This is a genomic window from Actinocorallia libanotica, assembly GCF_039525175.1.
Lineage (GTDB): Bacteria > Actinomycetota > Actinomycetes > Streptosporangiales > Streptosporangiaceae > Actinocorallia > Actinocorallia libanotica.
Genome location: NZ_BAAAHH010000006.1, coordinates 85,359 through 102,253, shown reverse-complemented (window position 1 = coordinate 102,253; position 16,895 = coordinate 85,359). Strand labels below are relative to the sequence as shown.

Sequence of the window (16,895 nt, the reverse complement as noted above, 5' to 3'; positions counted from 1 at the left end):
CACTTCGTCGCATCGGGTACGGATAGCGTGGAGACAAGCCACGGATCATTCATCGATTCCGAGACGATGCGGAGGACGGCGGCGTGCGCCTTTCGCCGAGAACGGGCACGACGAGAACGAGCACGACCCTGGTCGCGGTCCTGGTCCTGATGGCCACCGCCACCGGCGCCGCGGACCCCCCGGACCCCCCGACGGCGTCCCCCGCCACCAGTCCCGGCACAGCGACCAGGCCCGCCTCGCCCGCGGTGTCCGCCGACGCCAGGCCGACCACCGGGCCCGCCTCGCCCACGGTGTCCGCCGGTCCCAGCGTGACCGCCCGGCCCTCCTCCACGGCGGGAACCGATCCCGAGCCGACGGCCGGGCCCGCTTCTCCCACCGGGTCCGCCGGTCCCGGTGCGACGGCGAGCCCCACGGCTTCGCCCGGGCCGGTGAGTGAGTCTCCGGAGGCGCCCTCGAAGGGGACGGAGCTGCACGTCGTTCTCGTGGTGCCCGAGCCGACGGTCCGGCCTGGGGACAAGGTGAAGGCCAATGCGCACGTCTATGCGACGGGGCCCGTGGCCAAGGGCGGCAGGCTGAAGGTCACCGCCGACGGGGGTGTCGGGGCGGCGCCTGCCTGCGGGTCCGCTGCGCGGGGCTGCGACCTCGGCGACATCACGGCGGAAGGCGAGCTCATCCCCGTCGAGTTGTCCGTTCCGGCGAAGGCGAAGCCCGGCACGCTGCGCGTCACGACGGCCGTTTCCGCGCAGTCCGCCCCCGCCAAGACGGTGGTCCACCTTCTGACCGTCGCGGAGAAGGACATGCCCGCGCCCAGCGCCACTCCCACGCCGTCCACATCGGCCACGCCATCCACGCCGTCCACGGCGGCCGCTCCGCCGGCCGTCCCGCCGGCCGGGCCTCCCGCGGCGAGCCCGCACTCGGCGCTTCCCTCCGGGGTCCCGCAGGCGGCCCTCCCCACCGCCTCGCCCTCCGATGGCACCGACGGCGGGCTCCCCCCGATCGTGGCGGACGCCTCCCCCACCGCCCGCCCCCTGGACGCCCCCCAGAACGTCGCGGCGATCCGCTCCGACGTCCCGGGCCCGGACACCGACGCCATCGTCCGCGCTCAGGCCGTCTGGCTCGGCGTCCTCCTCGCCCTCTTCACCGCTCTCGCCGTCCGCCTGAGGCGTCAGCCCTTCCGCGGCGCCCACCGCCGCACCTCCCGAGGAAAATTCGCCCGCTGACCCCGGCGGCCGCCGCGCCTCCCCGAGGCGGGTTCGCCCGCTGACCCCGGCGGCCGCCGTCGCGCCTCCCGAGGCGGGTTCGCCCGCTGGCCCTCCGCGTCCGGTTCACCGGCGCTCCGTCCACGGACGCAGCTTCTCCGGGTTGCGGACCACCCAGAGCCGGGTGATGCGGCCGTCGGCGATGTCGAAGGAGGCCACGGTCGTGATGGTGCCGGCGTGGCGGGCCACCAGGCCCGGTGCGCCGTTGACCGAGCGCTCCAGGAGCTCCAGGCCGGGCGCCTTGTCGGCGATGGCGGCCATGTACCGGGCGATGCGCGCGCCGCCCTCGATCGGTTGCAGGACGGTGCCGACCATGCCGCCGCCGTCGGCGGTCATCACGGCGGCCGGGTCGAGGAGGTCGACGAGGGCCGCGATGTCCTTGGCCTCCCACGCCCTTCTGACCCGGCGCACCGTGTCGGCGTGCTCGGCCGCCGGCGCCTGTGCCCGCTCGACGCGCGTCCGCTGCCGGGCGGAGGCCGCGAGCTGCTTGCAGGCGGCGGGGGTCCGGTCGAGGATGCCGGCGATCTCGGCGAAGGGGTACCGGAAGACGTCGTGCAGGACGAACGCCACACGTTCGGCGGGCGTCATCGACTCCAGGACGACGAGGAAGGCCATGGCCACCGACTCGTCCAGGACGATCTGGTCGGCGGGGTCGAGGGCGTCGGAGCCGCGGTCGCGCCCGGCGCGGTCGGGCAGCGGTTCGGGCAGCCACGCGCCGACGTAGCGTTCACGCCGCGCCCGCGCCGAGCCGAGCACGTCCAGGCAGATGCGGCCGGTCACCGTCGTCAGCCAGGCGCCGGGGGAGGCGATCTCGTCCTGCCGGCTCCGCGGCAGCGCGTACCAGCGCGCGTACGCCTCCTGCACGGCGTCCTCGGACTCGGCCAGCGAGCCGAGCAGCCGGTAGGCGACATTGATCAGATGGCGCCGCTCGCCGGCCGCCTCATCGGTGCGCGTTCCAGCCGTCCCCATGCTCCCGGCCGCCTCCTCGCCTTACCTTTCGCGGGCCCGCGTCGTCGAACCGGTGAGACCTTACCGATCCACCGCCCCCCGGGCGGAAAGGAGACCGTGACATGGCGACCCAGGCGATGACGCAACGCCGCTTCTCGTTCCTGCAGATCGCGATCGCCCTGCAGACCCTGACCATCTTCCTCCAGGCCGTCTCCGCCGGACTGCTGCTGACCTCGTCCTACGGGGAGACGCTGCACAGCGCCGGAGCCCGCGTGATGTACGGGGCGTCGATGCTGTACGTGCTCGCGGCGGTGCTGGCGTGGAAGCCGGGCGGCGGCTCGCCCCGGCCCGTCTGGCACGCGACCGGATTCCTCGCCCTCGCCTCGGCCCAGGTCGCGCTCGGCATCGCGCACGTGCCGTCGGTCCACCTCCCTCTGGGCGTCCTGATGTTCGGGCTGAGCGTGCTGGCCCTGGCGCGGCGCTGAAGGCCCGGCGACCCGGGCCGGAGGGCGGGGTCAGCGGGTGAGGGTGTAGCAGGCTATGGCGGCGGCGGCCACGACGTTGAGGCTGTCCACGCCCTTGGCCAGGGCGGTGGGGCTCATGGGGATGCGGACGGCGGCGTCGGCTTCGGAGATCCAGTGGGAGGAGAGGCCGTCGCCTTCGGAGCCCAGGAGGAGGCCCACCTTCCCGCCGGAGGAGGTGACGGCGTCCTCCAGGTCGAGGGCGTCGTCGGCGGGGGTGAGGGCGAGGAGGCGGAAGCCGGCCGCGCGGACCTGGGACAGGTCCTTGTGCCAGTCGGTCATGCGGGCGTAGGGGACGGCGAAGACCGCGCCCATCGAGACCTTCACCGAGCGGCGGTACAGGGGGTCGGCACAGCGGGGCGCCAGGATCACCGCGTCCACGTCGAGGGCGGCCGCGCATCTGAAGATGGCGCCGACGTTCGTGTGGTTGACGAGGTCTTCGAGGATGATGACGCGGCGGGCGGAGGCGAGGACGTCGGGGAGGTCGGGGAGGGGCAGGCGGGTGAGGGAGGCGAGGGCGCCGCGGTGGACGGCGAAGCCGGTGAGGGCCTCGGCGGTGGCGTCGGAGACGAGGTAGACGGGGCAGTCGAGGGCGGGCAGGACGTCGGCGAGGGAGTCGAGCCAGCGCTCGGCCATGAGGATCGAGCGGGGGAGGTGGCCGGACGCCAGGGCGCGGCGGATGACCTTGGCGCCCTCGGCGATGAACAGGCCCTCCGCGGCCTCCAGGCTCCTGCGGAGCTGCCCGTCGGTGAGCCGGACGTAGTCGGCCAGCCGCGGGTCGGCGGCGTCGGGGACGTGGATGAGTTCGGCCATGGCGCCGATTGTCCCAGGCCCCGGCGACCGCGGCGAAGCCAGGACGGGCGGGTCAGGGCAGCTGGAGTTCGGCCAGGACGGGGCGGTGGTCGCTGCCGGTCAGGCGGAGGACGTCGTAGGAGCGCACCGCCACGGTGGGCGGGACGAGGATGTGGTCGAGGGTGAGGCGGGGGAAGGCGGTGAAGCCCCAGGTGGTGGTGAGGCCCCGGCCGCGGCGGTCGGCGGCGTCGGTGTGGCCGCGGGAGAGGAGGTCGCGGAAGCGGGCGTGGTCGAGGGTGGCGTTGAAGTCGCCGGCGAGGATGCGGACGGGGTCGGTGGAGGAGGAGGGGAGGGTGGCGAGGGAGTGCTTCCAGTCGGCGCGGCCCGCGCCGTTGATGGGCGGCAGGGGGTGGACCGCCGTGAGTTCGACGCGGCGGCCTGCCACGTCCAGGGCGGCGCGGGGGTGGGCCATGACCGTTCCGGGGAGGGCGGGCAGCGCGGTGAGGGGGTACCGGGAGTAGAGGGCGGAGCCGCCGGCGCCCCACTGCGGGTCGGCGACCCTGTGGGGCAGGTGCGCCTGGAGTCCCTGTTCGGCCAGGCCGCTCTGGGCGTCGGGGGTGAACTCCTGCAGGCTCAGCACGTCCACCCGTTCGCGTTCCACGATCCGGACGAGTTCGGCCATGGAGGCCCGGCCGAAGAAGACGTTGGAGGTGAGGACCCGCAGTTTCGGGCCGTCCGCCTCGACGGCGGTGTCGGCGGTGGCGCGGGGCAGGAGGGCGGCGCCCAGGGCGAGGGCCGCGACGCCGGCGACGAGCGCGGCGCCCCGGCGGCGGAGCAGGAGGGCCGCGGCGACGGGCAGCGGCGACACCAGCGCCAGGTAGGGGGTGAGGGAGATGAGCGGCACCGCGAGCCCCTCGAAGACCGCCCACCCGTCGAGGCCCAGGACGCGGCCCAGCGCCCAGCCGGCCCACAGGCCCGCCAGAGAGCGGGCCGTCCAGCTTCGGAGCCTCGCGCGGCCGTTCCCGGCGCGTTCCTCCCCCGCTGACCTGCCCGTTTCACCTGATTCGTCAGACAACTTTTCGGTTACGGCTTCGGTACCCACGACAACCCCAACGAACGGGAACCGCGGCGCGTTGTCACCCCAGGGCAAGGGATCACTTACGGGATGCGCACCCCTTGCCCCGTCGGAGGTCAAGGCGCGGCGCCGCACCCACATGTTACCGATAAGTAATCCAATTAAATCAGGACATGGTGCGTTCCGCAGGCAGATTCGCTGTTTGGACGCCTTTGTAACGGCTGCGTGATAAGGCTAAAGTGCCTCCGACCAACGCCCGGCGCCTCCAGGACCAGGCACGGCCCCATGACAGAACCCGGAGAGCACCATGACTCGTCCCCCCGGCGACCTCCCGGGCGAGGGTGGATACGGCTCCTCCTCGGAGTACCCCTCCGCCGACAGCAGTGACTGGTTCCGCCCCCGGGCGGCCGGAGGCTCGTCGGCGGGCAACCCCGCCGCGGACCGGACCGTCTCGGACTCCGGCGGGCAGTCGGAATGGTTCAACCCGCGCGCCTCCGGTTCGTCCTTCGGATCCGGCGGGTTCTCCGGCGCCTCCGATCCGGGCGGCCCCTCCTACTCCCAGAACCCCGCGGCGTCCGAGCCCTACCTTTCGGCGCCCGTGCCGCCGTCCGGCTCCTCCGCCGGCAACCCGTCCGCTTCCTCCTACGACCGCCCCTTTCCCACCGGCCCCGGCGAACCCTCGCCCGGCCGCGGCGGACCCGGGGGCAGCGGCGTTCATTCCAGCGGCGACTACGCGTTCAACTCCGGTTCCTATGGTGCCCGCAAGAAGCGCAAGAAGGGCGCGCTCATCGGCCCGCTGGCCGGCGCGGTGGGGCTCGCGCTGCTGCTGGGCGTGGCCATCTACGCCTTCACCCAGAAGAGCGGCGGCTGCTCGGGCTCGCCGACCACGCTGAACGTCGCGGTGGCCAAGGACATCGCCCCGGCCGTCGAGAAGTCCGCCCAGGCGTTCAACGACGGCGGCACGGAGATCGGCGGCGTCTGCTACGAGGCGAAGGTCACCGCCACCGACCCCAGCGCCGTGCGCACCGTGCTGACCGGCGAGGGCGTCTCGGGCGGCCAGACCGGCAGGCCCGACGTGTGGATCCCGGACTCCTCCCTGTGGTCGGGCCTGGTGCAGGCGGCCGACGACAAGGCGGTCACCCCGACCAAGATCTCGATCGCCTCCACCCCGGTGGTCGTCGCGGTCCCGCAGACGCTCGCCGCCTACCTGCAGAAGGAGGGCTTCTCCGAGAGCCCCTCCTGGGACAACCTGCTGCGCGCCGCCGGCGGCATGGAGGGCGGCGCCGCCACCAAGAACCAGACCATCAACCCCAAGCTGCTGGACATGCGGGTGCCCGACCCGGTCAACACCGGCACCGGGATGTCGGCGGTCTCGATGCTGCGCACCCTGCTGCGCAGCGACAAGTACGCCGCCACCATCTTCACCGGCATCGCGCAGACGATCCGCAACCACACCGTCCCCACGGTGGACTCGCTCTACGACAACTTCCGCAAGGACGCCCGGGGCCGCTTCCCGCTGCTCATCGCGCCCGAGCGCTCGGTGTTCGAGCACAACAGCGGCAACCCCAAGGAGAAGGCCGTCGCCATCTACCCCACCGAGGGCATGGTGAGCCTCGACTACCCGGTGACGATCACCGCCCAGGACGCGGGCAAGGCGCAGGCGGCCCAGGAGCTGGCCACCGTGCTGAGCTCCCCCGAGGCCGTCGCCAACTACCAGGCGCTCGGGTTCCGCAGCCCCGACCGCAAGGCGCCGGACTCCTTCACCCCCCAGTCGGGGCTGAGCACCCAGCGGGTCAAGGTGCTGCCGCTGAGCACCCCCCAGGAGATCTACAAGATCACCCAGGACTGGTCGAAGCTGTCGCTGGCGATCCGGATGCTCTCGGTCATCGACGTCTCCGGCACCATGGGCGACCCGATCGCCCCCGGCCAGCCGAGCCGGATGGAGACCATCCTCACCATCGCCTCCAAGGGCCTCAGCCAGTTCCCGCCGGACAGCCAGATCGGCACCTGGATCTACTCCGACCGGCTGGTGGGCGACCAGGACTGGAAGGAGGTCGTGCCGGTCGAGCAGCTCAACAAGCGCTTCGGCTCGGCCACCCACCTGAGCCGCCTCCAGCAGGCGCTGCTGGGCATCAAGGCGATCCCGACCGGCAACACCGGCCTGTACGACACGGTGCTCGCCGCCTACCGGCACATGAAGAAGACGCACCAGCCGGGACGCATCAACTCGATCGTGCTGTTCACCGACGGCCTGGGCAACGACGACCCCAACGGCGGCATCACCCTCAAGCAGCTGCTGTCGACGCTCAAGAAGGAGGTCGACAAGCGCAAGCCGATCCAGGTCATCATGATCAGCATCGGCTCGGGCCCGGAGCAGCTGGCGACCATGAACAGGATCACCGGTCTCACCGGCGGCCAGGCCTACATCCCCAAGAAGCCCGAGGAGATCACCCAGATCTTCCTGCAGGCGCTCTCGCGGCGGATGTGCGCGGGCCAGCAGACCAAGTGCTGATCCCGCGCTGAGCGGGCGGATCCGAGGAGAGGCGCGGCCGACGGCCGCGCCTCTCGCATATGGACGGATCACTGTCAACCGTGGCACAGTGCGAGCCGTCCTTGGAAGTAGATCCCCTTCCCTACTGCTGGAGGCCGCGTTGACCGGTTGGACGCCTCGGCCCGACGCCCTGCCCCCCGTCTCGCCCGAAGACGAGGCGCTCGTCCGCGCGCTGCGGACCCGGCACACCGACGCGCTCACCCAGGTCTACGACCGGTACGGCCCGCAGCTCTTCGACTACTGCCACGCCCTGCTGCGGGACGAGCCCTACGCCTCGCGCGTCCTGCACGACATCCTGCTCGCCGCCCAGGCCCACGTGGAGCGGCTGCGCTCCCCCGCGCAGCTGCGCGGCTGGCTGTACGCGCTGGCGCGGCGGGAGTGCCAGCGCATCCTCAGCGGCCCCGACCGGCCCGTCCAGCGGCGTCCGGCGCCCGAGACGCCCGACCGCTTCGCCTCCCCCGAGGAGCGCCGCAGGTACCACGAGGCGCGGCTGCTGGCCCATGACGCGCTCAGGGCGCTGACCGGGCGGCAGCGCGAGGCGGTCGACCTGACGCTGCGGCACGGGCTGACCGACACCGAGCTGGCCGGGGTGCTGGGCGTCCCCCCGGAGGAGGCGGCGGCGCTGGCCGAGGGCTCCCGCGACGAGCTCGCCGACGCCGTCGAGTCCCGCGTGGGGCACCGCCGGATCCAGCTCGGCCGCCTGATGGCCGTCCTGCCCTCCGCGATGGCCCCGCCGAACCTGGAGCAGCGGGTGCTGGCCAGCGTGCTGGATCCGGGCATGGAGCAGGACCGGGCGCAGATCGCCCGGCGCGCCCTGCCGTTCGACGCCCGCGGCTGGCCCTGCGAGGAGGCGGCCCGCCAGGGGCATCGGGCGCCGGAAGCCGCCGTGACCAGGGTGATCGGCGCCGGGCGGACCGGGGAGAAGCCGAAGACGCCGTCCGTGCTGTGGCCGCTGGCGGGCGCGGCGGCCGTCGCGATGCTCATGGGCGGGCTGTTCCTCCTGCGCCCCGACGAGGGGCTGAGCGATCCGCAGGCCGCCGACACCAGCCGGCTCATGCCCGAGTACACCGACGAGCCGGTCGACGGCGAGGAGCCGACGGACGAGCCGTCCCCGGAGAAGACGGCGGTCACCAAGACCCCTGCGAAGACGCCGTCGCAGGAGCCGCCGTCCCCTTCGGCATCGCCCAGCACCACGACGCCGACCAAGAAGCCCACGCCGAGCAGCACGCCGTCCACCACCAAGCCCGCCGCGACGCCCAAGCCGGGCAAGCTGCTCTTCTCCTCCGCCGCCTGCGTCATCGCCTATCCGGCACGGACGTGCACGGTCACCATCACGGCGTCGGGCGGGCCGGTGAAGTGGTCGGCCTCCGGCTACGACAACGTGCGCGGCGGCGGCTCGGGCACCCTGGCCGACGGCCAGAGCCGGATGCTGCTCTTCCGCGTCGTCCGGGACGACCCGTGCCTCGAGGGCGAGCTGGCCGTCCCCTTCACCCCGGCGGGCAGCGTCCAGGTCGCCTGGGACTGCCCGCCGCCGGTGGAGGAGGAGCCGCCCGCCCCCGGGGAGGACCCCGGGAACGGCGACGGACCGCAGCCCGTCTAGCCCAGGACGGCGTGCGCCCGGTCGATGAGGACGGGGACCGCGTCGCCGATCTTCTCGAAGCCCTCGCCGACGGTGGCGTTCTGCAGGAAGCGGGCGTGGATGCCCTCCAGGATGATCGCCAGCTTGAAGCAGCCGAACGCCACGTAGTAGTCCAGGCCGTCCACGTCGAAGCCGGTGAGCTTCGCGTACGCCTCGACGAACTGGTCGCGGGTCGCGAAGCCGGGCGCGGCGGTGACGGTGGCGCCGACGGGCAGCGAAGGCTCGCCGGCCTCCAGCCAGTAGACGAGGGTGAGGCCGAGATCGGCCAGCGGGTCGCCGAGAGTGGACATCTCCCAGTCGACGACGGCGGCGATCTCCGGCCGCGGGCCGAGCCGCACGAGGGCGTTGTCGAGCCGGAAGTCGCCGTGCACCAGGGAGGCGGGCGAGTGCTCCGGGAGCCCCGCGGCCAGGCGGGTCACCAGCTTGTCGTAGGCGGGCAGCTCGCGGGTCTGCGAGCGCTCCCACTGCTGGCCCCACCGCTTGAGCTGGCGGGCCATGTAGCCCTCGGGCCTGCCGAAGCCGCTCAGGCCCGCGGCCTCCACGTCCAGCGTGTGGATGGCGGCCAACGCCTCGGCGAGCCGCTGGGAGAGCTCGCCGGCCTGCTGCGGGGTGACGTCCGCGGCGTCCTCGACCGTGCGCAGGATCCGCCCGTCGACCCACTCCATGAGATAGAAGTGGGCGCCGAGCACGCTCTCGTCGGTGCACAGGGCCAGCGGCCCGGGCACCGGCACGCCGCCCGCCGCGGCCAGCGCGCTGAGCACGCGGTACTCGCGGGCCATGTCGTGCGCGGTGGGCAGCACGTGGCCCAGCGGCTGGCGGCGCAGCGCCACCGACCGTCCTGACAGGTCCAGCCGGTAGGTGAGATTGGACCTGCCGCCGGCGATCAGGGTGGCGCCGGTCGGCTCCCCGGCGTCGGGCAACGCCTGCTCCAGCCAGCGCGTCAGCTGAGGGAAGTCCAGGCCGGGTACGGGTTCGAGGCTCATGGCAGACAATTAGAACGCGACTCGGTTCTGTCGCGCCACCCTGCCCCTCCACAAACGGCCTTTTCTTGCCGTGTAAGGAACTTTCAACTCGGGTAGTGCCTGACTGGACTAACTCCCAGTAAGTGGGTTAGGACAGTAGGACTTGGCCAATCCAGGGCGGAAACCTCCGCCCGATTGGGGGTTCGTGTTCGTGGCCGAAGCCTGGCTTCCAGGGGCAGGACGCCTGCCGAGCAGCGACGACGGAGGGAGGCTCAAGGGCGGCGCGCCGCGCGCCGTCTGGAGCACCAGCGAGAACGACCCGCAGACGGTCTCCGCGCGGTCGGTGGCCCAGACGCTGGAGTACGGCGGGACGCCCGCCCATCTCGTCTGGAACCCGCTGCGCGGGGAGGTGGTGCAGCAGGTGCCCGCGACCCGGGCCGCGCGCCTGCTCTCCGGGGAGACCGGCCGGGAGGGGCGGGCCTGCCTGCAGATCATGGTGGTGGGCTTCGCGCGCCACCCCTTCACCCTGGGGCCGCTGCGCGACCTCGACCTGGTCCTGGACTGGCTGGACTCCTGGGGTGTCGCGCGGCGCTGGCCCGCCGGACCGCCTCCGGCCGTCCCCGCGGCGTACCAGACGCTCGGTGAACGCCGCTTCTGGGCACGCGGCGGCTACTTCGGGCACTCGCAGGTCCCCGACTGCCGGATTCCGGGGCCGGGGGGCATCGACATCGGCAGGCTGACCGGTCCGGATCCGGGCCCGCCCCGGCCCCGGCTGAGCGGTGAACAGCTGGGGCGGGTGAATTCCCGGCCGCTGGAGCGGCCACTTGAGGCCGCCGGAGGCTTTTGACTGCTTTGTTATTCTTTTACCTTAAAGTCGGTGCCATGAGCGGCCAGACTCCCCCCGGCTGGTACCCGGATCCTTACGGAACCCCCGGTCTCCAGCGCTGGTTCGACGGCGCCCAGTGGACCCAGTCGACCCAACCCGCCGGGCAGCCGACGCCCGCCCCCTGGTCCCCCGGGCAGGGATCCGGCACGCCTCAGGGATCCGGCACGCCCCAGCCCTGGCAGGCGCCGGGGCAGGGCACCCCGCAGCCGTGGACGCCGCCCGGCCAGAGCCCCGGCGCCACCGCCCCGCCCCGCAGGAACAACCAGGCGGTGCTCCTGGGCCTGGCCGGCGGCGGCGCCGTCGTGGTCGTCCTCGTCGTCGTGGCGGTGCTGCTGGCCACCGGCGCGTTCGACTCCGACCCCGCCGGGCCGCGCCCCGCGCAGAGCACCAGCGCCGCCCCGAACGACAACCGCTCCCCCGTCGTCGGGACGGTCTCCGACAGCGCCTCCGGCCTGTCCTGGTCGCAGCTCGGCGGGGAGTGGAAGTCCTCCACCATCCCGTCCGACAACGCCTACGCCAAGCTCGGCCTGATCAAGGGCCAGATCGCCTCGGTGCAGAAGGAGTACAACGGGCCCGGCAGCGAATACGTCTCCTCCGTCTACGCCGCCGAACTGCCGACCAGCGTCTTCTACACCAACGGCGACCTCGAGGCGGCCGCCAAGAGCTGGTTCGGCCTCGTCCGGCCCGCCTTCTACCCCGAGAACCAGGTCGAGGACGTCTCCTCGCGCGCCTACAGCGTCAGCGGCAAGAAGGCCTGGTACTACGAGGCGCGCGTGAGCTTCCCGCAGGCCGAGTCCAAGGGCTGGAACTTCCGCACCGAGCGCGCCGTGATCGTCCTGGTCGACCGGCCGGGCGACCAGCCCGCCGCCCTCTTCCTGTCCTTCCCCGACAGCCACGCCAACCAGGGCGACCTCGGCCTGATCCTCGACTCCCTCAAGATCGGCTGATCCGGGCCCCTCCCCGCGGCCCTTAAGGTTGAGGACATGAACGACAGACTCGTCTGGATCGACTGCGAGATGACCGGCCTCGATCTGGCGCGCGACGCGCTGATCGAGATCGCGGTCCTGGTGACCGATCCGGAGCTCAACATCCTCGATGAGGGTGTGGACGTGGTGATCAAGCCGCCCGAGGAGTCGCTCGCCCAGATGAACAAGGTGGTGCACGACATGCACACCACCTCCGGCCTGCTGGAGGAGCTCCCCCGCGGGGTCACCCTCGCCGAGGCCGAGGCCACCGTCCTGGACTACGTCAAGCGCCACGTCCCGGACCCCAAGAAGGCCCCGCTGTGCGGCAACTCCATCGCCACGGACCGCTCCTTCCTCGCCCGGGACATGCAGGCGCTCGACGCCCACCTGCACTACCGCATGATCGACGTCAGCTCCATCAAGGAGCTGTCCCGCCGCTGGTACCCGCGCGTCTACTTCGCCAGCCCCGTGAAGAACGGCGGCCACCGCGCCCTGGCCGACATCACCGAGTCCATCCGCGAGCTGCGCTACTACCGCGCCGCCGTCTTCGTCCCCCAGCCCGGCCCCGACTCCGAGACCGCCCGCGCCCTGTCGGCCAGGATCGTCGCCGAGGCCGCCGATAACGGGTGACGACCACCCTCCGAAACGCGCTACACTTATCTCGCTGCCTCACCCGACAGGGCGGGACGGCGAACATGGTGGGTGTAGCTCAGTTGGCAGAGCACCAGGTTGTGATCCTGGGTGTCGCCGGTTCAAGCCCGGTCACTCACCCCAAGCAGAAGCCCTGCTCATCGCATTGATGGGCAGGGCTTCTGGCATTTCCGATCACCTCAGATCGGCGAATACGTCCGCCTCTGGGAGCAGGTCCGCTCCCAGAGGTCGGCGGCCGGCACTTGAGCCTCGCCCTTGCCATACCGAGTCGTCCCAGCTCCTCGCCCATTCGTGCTCGCGAGCGAATGATGGGGCCAGAACCCGGACGCGGAGGTGACAGTGGCGAAGCTGACAGCAGAGCAGAAGCGAGCTCGGGCGCTTGCGCGAGCCAGACGGGAGGCCCTTGAGTGGGAGGAGAGGGATCGCCGCAGCCGCGAGCAGGCCGAACTCTGGAAACGCGAAGGAACGTACCTCACGTACGAGGAGTACCAGGCGGGTGAGCCGTGCCGCGGGTGCGGCGAGCCTCTGCTCGACCGTGCCGGACCTGGGCGAACGAACATGGTGGACGCGGAGTCGATCGCCCTCAAGGAGCAGGACGAGGAACGCTATCGGCAACGACATGGCGCGTGCCGATCACACAGGTGGACGGTGGAAGGCTCCATGACGCTCCATTGCGGGCACTGCTGTCCGCCACCCCCGATGAGCCCTGGGCAGATCGAGCGCGTTCGTCAGATCTTCGCCCCGAGCGGAGGAAGAAAACCCGACCTCAGGGAGCTCGATGACTGGGATCAGACTCTGACGTGTGGCCATGTCGTCAAGGTTCGAGTTCATCAGAGCAACCACCGCCCATCGCTGGCGGTCGCCGACTGCGGCGAGTGCGGCGAACGCCGCGGCATCGTCGAGTCCGTGCGGATCGGCCCGTCCAACGATCCCGAGGGTCATATCAAGCGCGAGCGGTTGAACGCCGATCTTCGAGCCGCTCAAGCAAAGCTTGAACGGCAGCGGAAGGCCGCGGAGAAGACAGAGCAGCTCATAGAGCAGCTCTCCGCCCAGCTCGGAGATGGCCCGTCGGAGTAGACGACACCCAGCAGGGACAAGTTCTGCATTAGTTCAGATATAGTGAGGTCATGGCTACGACGACCGTGAACTACAGCGACTTTCTCAGGAAGCCCACCTCGGTGCTGCCTGCGCTCGGAGACGGTGACGTCATCCTCGAGCGTCGGGGAGATGAGGAGGACCTCTCACTGACCCGCCGCGCTTCCCGGCAGGCCGAGCTCGACGCGCTCCGGTTCGCCGCCCGCTCGCTGCGTCTGCTCGCGCGGGCCAACCGCGCACTCGCGGAGGAAGCCTTTGCCGAAGAACTGCCCTGGCTCACCTGGCTACCCGCCGAGGAGCGCCCCCAGGCCATCACCGAGCTCCTCGAGGACCTGCTCGCCGGAGCCGACACCGGACGGTTCACTCCCTTCGCCGCCAACCTCGTCGCCTGGAAGCACACCGCCGAGGTCCACACTGATCCGTCCCTCGCCAAGCACCTGGCAGGGCCCTTCGAAACCGACGAGTTCACCGAGATCGGACGGCCCGGCGCATGAAGCTGCGCCGAGGAGACGAAGCTCCACGTCCAGATCCGTGGCGGGTCGTCCTCCACAATTCCGACGCGGCGCGAGGATGGCCCGAACTCCTCCGCCACGCACGCACCGGGCTCGACCGCGCCTGGTGCGAGATCACCGCCGACCCGCGATCCATGGCCAACCCCAGCCGCCAGCACCGCCTCAAAGGCGGACTCTCCTCTGTCAAGATCGGCGCAGCCGACCTCGAACAATGGCAGTACGAGATCACCGCCGGCGGACGGCTCTGGTACGCCATCAACGATGAAGAACGCACCCTCTACATCACGAAGGCCTCCATCGGCCACCCTGGCGTGACCGACAAGTCCGGCGGCCGCCGCAAACGCTGACCGCCGGTCGCTCCCCCACGAGTCAAGTCACTTGGGAGCCGATCTGGGAGCGAGCGTACTCCCGTGATCGTCGGTGAGACTCGGCCAGAGAACGCTCGATTGCCTGTTCAGCTGCGAATCCTCCAAACAGGCCAGCTTGATCAAGGTGGTCGGCAAGGTTGTGATCCTGGGTGTCGCCGGTTCAAGCCCGGTCACTCACCCTCGGTCCAGAGGCCCTTTCACTTCGGTGAAGGGGCCTCTGGCGTTTCACCATGCCCGGGGCGCCCCAGGACTTCCGGACAGTGCCCGGCCAGACCCGGGGTGACCGAAGGGAAGCAGCAGTCGGGCGTCCATGACACCGCTTTGCGCGACTGGTCGGCGGCGTGGCGCGGAGAGCCCGGGACGATCGCTCAGCGGGGGGTGATGGCACGGCCGGCCTGGAGGGTCTCGGTGAGGTGGGCGCCGAGGAGGTCGGCGTGTTCGGCGAGGGAGGCCACGGCCGTGGTGTCGGCGGTGTGGGCCAGGAGGTCGAGGTAGGCGGTGTCGTCGTCGAGGCGTTCGGAGGCGCGGATGGAGTCGGCGCGGGCGACGAGGTCGGCGTAGCGTTCGAGGGCCTCGATGCGGCCGGTGACCTCGCGGACCGACTGGTCGAGGGCGGCCAGCTGCGGGTCGAGGACCCGGTCCAGCTCGGGGGTGTCGGCCATCCGGTCGTACTGGTCGAGCTTGGTGCGCAGGGCGGTCTGGCGCTGGAGGAGCTCGGCGATCTGCCACTGCTCGTCCGGCAGGATGACCGCGTTCGCGATCTCGTCGAGCAGGCCGTCCCGGGTGACCTCGGCGTCCAGGACGGCGGTGATGGCCTTCCGGGCGCGTTCCATCAGCGCCTGCGAGGGCTCGTCCAGGTCGGACGCCCGCAGGTAGCGGCGGTGGTGGGCGCGCGCCCCGAGCATCTTGGCCTTCAGCGCCTTGGGGGCCCCGGAGTCCGATGTGGGGTCCAGGTACATCATGACCCCGGCGAGCATGATCACAGCGGCCAGGATGCCGGCCGGGATGGAGGCGATGACCGTCGCGGTGTCCGGGGACATGTCCGGGAGGAGGCCGATCAGGGTGAGGAGCCAGCCGACGAACATGACGGCGGCGGCCACCACGCTCGCGACCATCGCGGCGATGACCGCGGTGAGGAAGAGGTGGAAGATCGCGCTGAAGATCGTCCCGATGAGGGTGCTCCAGAACGGGAACCGCGGGAGCGGAGCGCTGTAGGGGAAGCAGGCGTCGACCCTGATGGTGAGGCGCTTGCGGTACTTCTCCGGGACGTCGGGGGCGAAGACGATGAACTCGCGGGTGGTCACGGGGGCCTTTCGGGAGATCAGGGAGGGGGTGTCCCGTGCGGGCGGGGATCTCGGGGGGGGAGCCTAGCCGGGCCGGGCCGGAGGGGATCAGGGCCGCCCGGTGCGCGGGGACGGCACCGGCGACCGCACCCGCGACCCTGCGGGGGCGGAGTGGGGATGATCATGCTCGGGCAGGTGCGTCAGCAGCGGCCGTCCGGTGCCAGGCACTGTCCTTCACCAGGCGTTCTGCGCGTTAACATGGCACTCGGCCTTAAATGATCTCAGTGGGGATCCTGGGTGTCGCCGGTTCAAGTCCGGTCGCTCGCCTCGGGTCCCGAGGCCCTTTCACTTCGGTGAAGGGCCTCTGGCGTTTCCGCGTGTCCGGGTCCGGGTGAGAGGGAGAGCGCGTGGAGATCGTGGCGTCGCTGCCCGCCGACCTGCCGTTGAGCGAGGTGGGGCGTTATGCCCGGCGCGTCGAGGGGCTGGGGTTCGACGTCATGCACGTTCCCGAGACGATCCATGACGCGTTCACCGTCGCCGCCCTGGCGGTGACGCAGACCTCGCGGCTCGTGGTGCGGACCAGTATGGTCGTCGCGTTTCCGCGCAGTCCCATGCTCACCGCGTACGCGGCCTGGGATCTGGCCAAGCTGTCCGGGGGGCGTTTCCAGCTCGGCATCGCCTCGCAGGTCAAGGGCAACATCGTCGGGCGGTTCTCCACCGAGTGGTCGGAGCCGGTCGCGCGGCTGCGCGACTATGTCGCCTCCCTGCGGGCGATCTTCCGGTCCTTCCAGACCGGCGCGGAACTCGATCATTCGGGGACCCATTACCGGTTCCGCCGGCTTCAGCCGTACTTCAATCCCGGGCCCATCGACCATCCTGACGTGCAGATCTGGACCGGCGGGGTCAACGCCGGGATGTGCGCGCTGGCCGGGGAGGTGTCCGACGGCTTCGTCTGCCATCCCACCAACTCCCATCCGCGGATCCTCGACGGCCGCATCCTGCCCGCCCTCGCCGAAGGGGCGCGCCGGGCGGGGCGGGCCGACGGCGGGCCCCGGATCATCGCCGGGCCGCAGCCGCTGATGGCCGCCACCCGCGCCGGGCTCGAACGCGTCCGTGACGAGCGCCGGCCGCAGCTCGGCTTCCTCTACAGCACCCCGGCCTACCGGCGGCAGCTGGAGGAGTTCGGGCTCGGCGACCTCGGCGCGGCCCTGTCGGACATGGCCCGCCGCTCGGCCTGGGGCGGCCTCGCGGCCCACCTGAGCGACGACGTCATCGACACGCTCCTGCCCCAGGGAACCTACGAGGAGATCCCCTCCATCCTCGAGGCCTGGTACGCCGGGCGCTGCGACGGCGTCGTCCTCGCGCTCCCCGGCGGCACCGCCTGGGTG

At 71.6% G+C, this 16,895-nt stretch carries 17 protein-coding genes and 1 tRNA gene; 12 read left to right on the top strand and 6 right to left on the bottom strand.

Translation table 11 applies throughout. The features are described from left to right. Nucleotides 1-49: 49 nt before the first annotated feature. Nucleotides 50-376, bottom strand: a complete 327-nt coding sequence (locus ABD140_RS10540; protein ID WP_344239359.1) for a hypothetical protein — start codon at nt 374-376, stop codon at nt 50-52. A 52-nt stretch (nt 377-428) separates the two neighbouring features. Here ABD140_RS10540 and ABD140_RS10535 point away from each other — a divergent pair, with 52 nt between their 5' ends. After that, nucleotides 429-1,220, top strand: a complete 792-nt coding sequence (locus tag ABD140_RS10535; protein ID WP_344239357.1) for a hypothetical protein — start codon at nt 429-431, stop codon at nt 1,218-1,220. Between the two features lie 105 nt (nt 1,221-1,325). Here ABD140_RS10535 and sigJ read toward each other — a convergent pair whose 3' ends face one another. Continuing rightward, nucleotides 1,326-2,228, bottom strand: a complete 903-nt coding sequence (gene sigJ, locus ABD140_RS10530) for an RNA polymerase sigma factor SigJ (RefSeq protein WP_344239355.1) — start codon at nt 2,226-2,228, stop codon at nt 1,326-1,328. 101 nt (nt 2,229-2,329) lie between these two features. On the opposite strand from sigJ, the gene ABD140_RS10525 reads away from it, so the two are divergent. Continuing rightward, entirely contained in the window at nt 2,330-2,692 is a 363-nt protein-coding gene (locus ABD140_RS10525) for a hypothetical protein (RefSeq protein WP_344239353.1), read from the top strand. Between the two features lie 30 nt (nt 2,693-2,722). Here the strand turns inward: ABD140_RS10525 and ABD140_RS10520 are convergent, their stop codons facing one another. Both ABD140_RS10520 and ABD140_RS10515 read right to left on the bottom strand, forming a co-directional pair. After that, nucleotides 2,723-3,541 (bottom strand): TrmH family RNA methyltransferase, encoded by an 819-nt coding sequence (locus tag ABD140_RS10520; RefSeq protein ID WP_344239351.1) that lies wholly within the window; start codon nt 3,539-3,541, stop codon nt 2,723-2,725. Nucleotides 3,542-3,593: 52 nt separating this feature from the next. Further along, on the bottom strand, nt 3,594-4,595 hold the full coding sequence (locus tag ABD140_RS10515; RefSeq protein ID WP_344239349.1) for an endonuclease/exonuclease/phosphatase family protein: 1,002 nt from the start codon (nt 4,593-4,595) through the stop codon (nt 3,594-3,596). A 307-nt stretch (nt 4,596-4,902) separates the two neighbouring features. Between ABD140_RS10515 and ABD140_RS10510 the strand changes: the two genes are divergently transcribed. Both ABD140_RS10510 and ABD140_RS10505 read left to right on the top strand, forming a co-directional pair. After that, nucleotides 4,903-7,107 (top strand): substrate-binding and VWA domain-containing protein, encoded by a 2,205-nt coding sequence (locus tag ABD140_RS10510; RefSeq protein ID WP_344239347.1) that lies wholly within the window; start codon nt 4,903-4,905, stop codon nt 7,105-7,107. A gap of 139 nt (nt 7,108-7,246) precedes the next feature. Continuing rightward, nucleotides 7,247-8,746, top strand: coding sequence for an RNA polymerase sigma factor (locus tag ABD140_RS10505; protein WP_344239345.1), 1,500 nt, complete (start codon nt 7,247-7,249; stop codon nt 8,744-8,746). On the opposite strand, the gene ABD140_RS10500 is transcribed toward ABD140_RS10505, so the two are convergent. Continuing rightward, nucleotides 8,743-9,768 (bottom strand): phosphotransferase family protein, encoded by a 1,026-nt coding sequence (locus ABD140_RS10500; RefSeq protein WP_344239343.1) that lies wholly within the window; start codon nt 9,766-9,768, stop codon nt 8,743-8,745. The two genes, ABD140_RS10505 and ABD140_RS10500, sit on opposite strands and share 4 nt — an antisense overlap. A 190-nt stretch (nt 9,769-9,958) precedes the next feature. Here ABD140_RS10500 and ABD140_RS10495 point away from each other — a divergent pair, with 190 nt between their 5' ends. The 7 genes from ABD140_RS10495 (at nt 9,959) to ABD140_RS10465 (ending at nt 14,203) form a co-directional block, all read left to right on the top strand. Further along, nucleotides 9,959-10,594, top strand: a complete 636-nt coding sequence (locus ABD140_RS10495) for a hypothetical protein (RefSeq protein WP_344239341.1) — start codon at nt 9,959-9,961, stop codon at nt 10,592-10,594. 35 nt (nt 10,595-10,629) lie between these two features. Further along, nucleotides 10,630-11,580 carry a DUF2510 domain-containing protein gene (locus ABD140_RS10490; RefSeq protein WP_344239339.1) on the top strand — a complete coding sequence of 317 codons (951 nt, stop codon included), beginning with the start codon at nt 10,630-10,632 and terminating at the stop codon, nt 11,578-11,580. Between the two features lie 36 nt (nt 11,581-11,616). Next, the gene (gene orn / locus ABD140_RS10485) at nt 11,617-12,228 is read left to right on the top strand and encodes an oligoribonuclease (protein ID WP_344239337.1); all 612 of its coding nucleotides are present in this window, start codon (nt 11,617-11,619) and stop codon (nt 12,226-12,228) included. Between the two features lie 68 nt (nt 12,229-12,296). Further along, nucleotides 12,297-12,372: transfer RNA gene (locus ABD140_RS10480), tRNA-His, on the top strand. 216 nt (nt 12,373-12,588) lie between these two features. Beyond that, nucleotides 12,589-13,326 (top strand): hypothetical protein, encoded by a 738-nt coding sequence (locus tag ABD140_RS10475; RefSeq protein WP_344239335.1) that lies wholly within the window; start codon nt 12,589-12,591, stop codon nt 13,324-13,326. 50 nt (nt 13,327-13,376) lie between these two features. Then, complete coding sequence (locus tag ABD140_RS10470) at nt 13,377-13,838, top strand: hypothetical protein (protein WP_344239333.1); 462 nt, start codon at nt 13,377-13,379, stop codon at nt 13,836-13,838. After that, nucleotides 13,835-14,203 carry a hypothetical protein gene (locus ABD140_RS10465; protein WP_344239331.1) on the top strand — a complete coding sequence of 123 codons (369 nt, stop codon included), beginning with the start codon at nt 13,835-13,837 and terminating at the stop codon, nt 14,201-14,203. Before ABD140_RS10470 ends, ABD140_RS10465 begins: the two co-directional genes overlap by 4 nt. Nucleotides 14,204-14,592: 389 nt before the next feature. Here ABD140_RS10465 and ABD140_RS10460 read toward each other — a convergent pair whose 3' ends face one another. Further along, nucleotides 14,593-15,528: a hypothetical protein gene (locus ABD140_RS10460; RefSeq protein ID WP_344239329.1), complete on the bottom strand. Its 936-nt coding sequence runs from the start codon at nt 15,526-15,528 to the stop codon at nt 14,593-14,595. Nucleotides 15,529-15,914: 386 nt separating this feature from the next. On the opposite strand from ABD140_RS10460, the gene ABD140_RS10455 reads away from it, so the two are divergent. Next, on the top strand, nt 15,915-16,895 hold a 981-nt coding region (locus ABD140_RS10455; protein WP_344239327.1), incomplete at its 3' end, for a TIGR03617 family F420-dependent LLM class oxidoreductase.

Coding starts and splice junctions, on each gene's coding strand:
- sigJ (WP_344239355.1), bottom strand. CDS start 2,228: ATGGGGACGGCTGGAACGCGCACCGATGAGGCGGCCGGCGAGCGGCGC.
- ABD140_RS10525 (WP_344239353.1), top strand. CDS start 2,330: ATGGCGACCCAGGCGATGACGCAACGCCGCTTCTCGTTCCTGCAGATC.
- ABD140_RS10520 (WP_344239351.1), bottom strand. CDS start 3,541: ATGGCCGAACTCATCCACGTCCCCGACGCCGCCGACCCGCGGCTGGCC.
- ABD140_RS10510 (WP_344239347.1), top strand. CDS start 4,903: ATGACTCGTCCCCCCGGCGACCTCCCGGGCGAGGGTGGATACGGCTCC.
- ABD140_RS10500 (WP_344239343.1), bottom strand. CDS start 9,768: ATGAGCCTCGAACCCGTACCCGGCCTGGACTTCCCTCAGCTGACGCGC.
- ABD140_RS10490 (WP_344239339.1), top strand. CDS start 10,630: ATGAGCGGCCAGACTCCCCCCGGCTGGTACCCGGATCCTTACGGAACC.
- orn (WP_344239337.1), top strand. CDS start 11,617: ATGAACGACAGACTCGTCTGGATCGACTGCGAGATGACCGGCCTCGAT.
- ABD140_RS10470 (WP_344239333.1), top strand. CDS start 13,377: ATGGCTACGACGACCGTGAACTACAGCGACTTTCTCAGGAAGCCCACC.
- ABD140_RS10465 (WP_344239331.1), top strand. CDS start 13,835: ATGAAGCTGCGCCGAGGAGACGAAGCTCCACGTCCAGATCCGTGGCGG.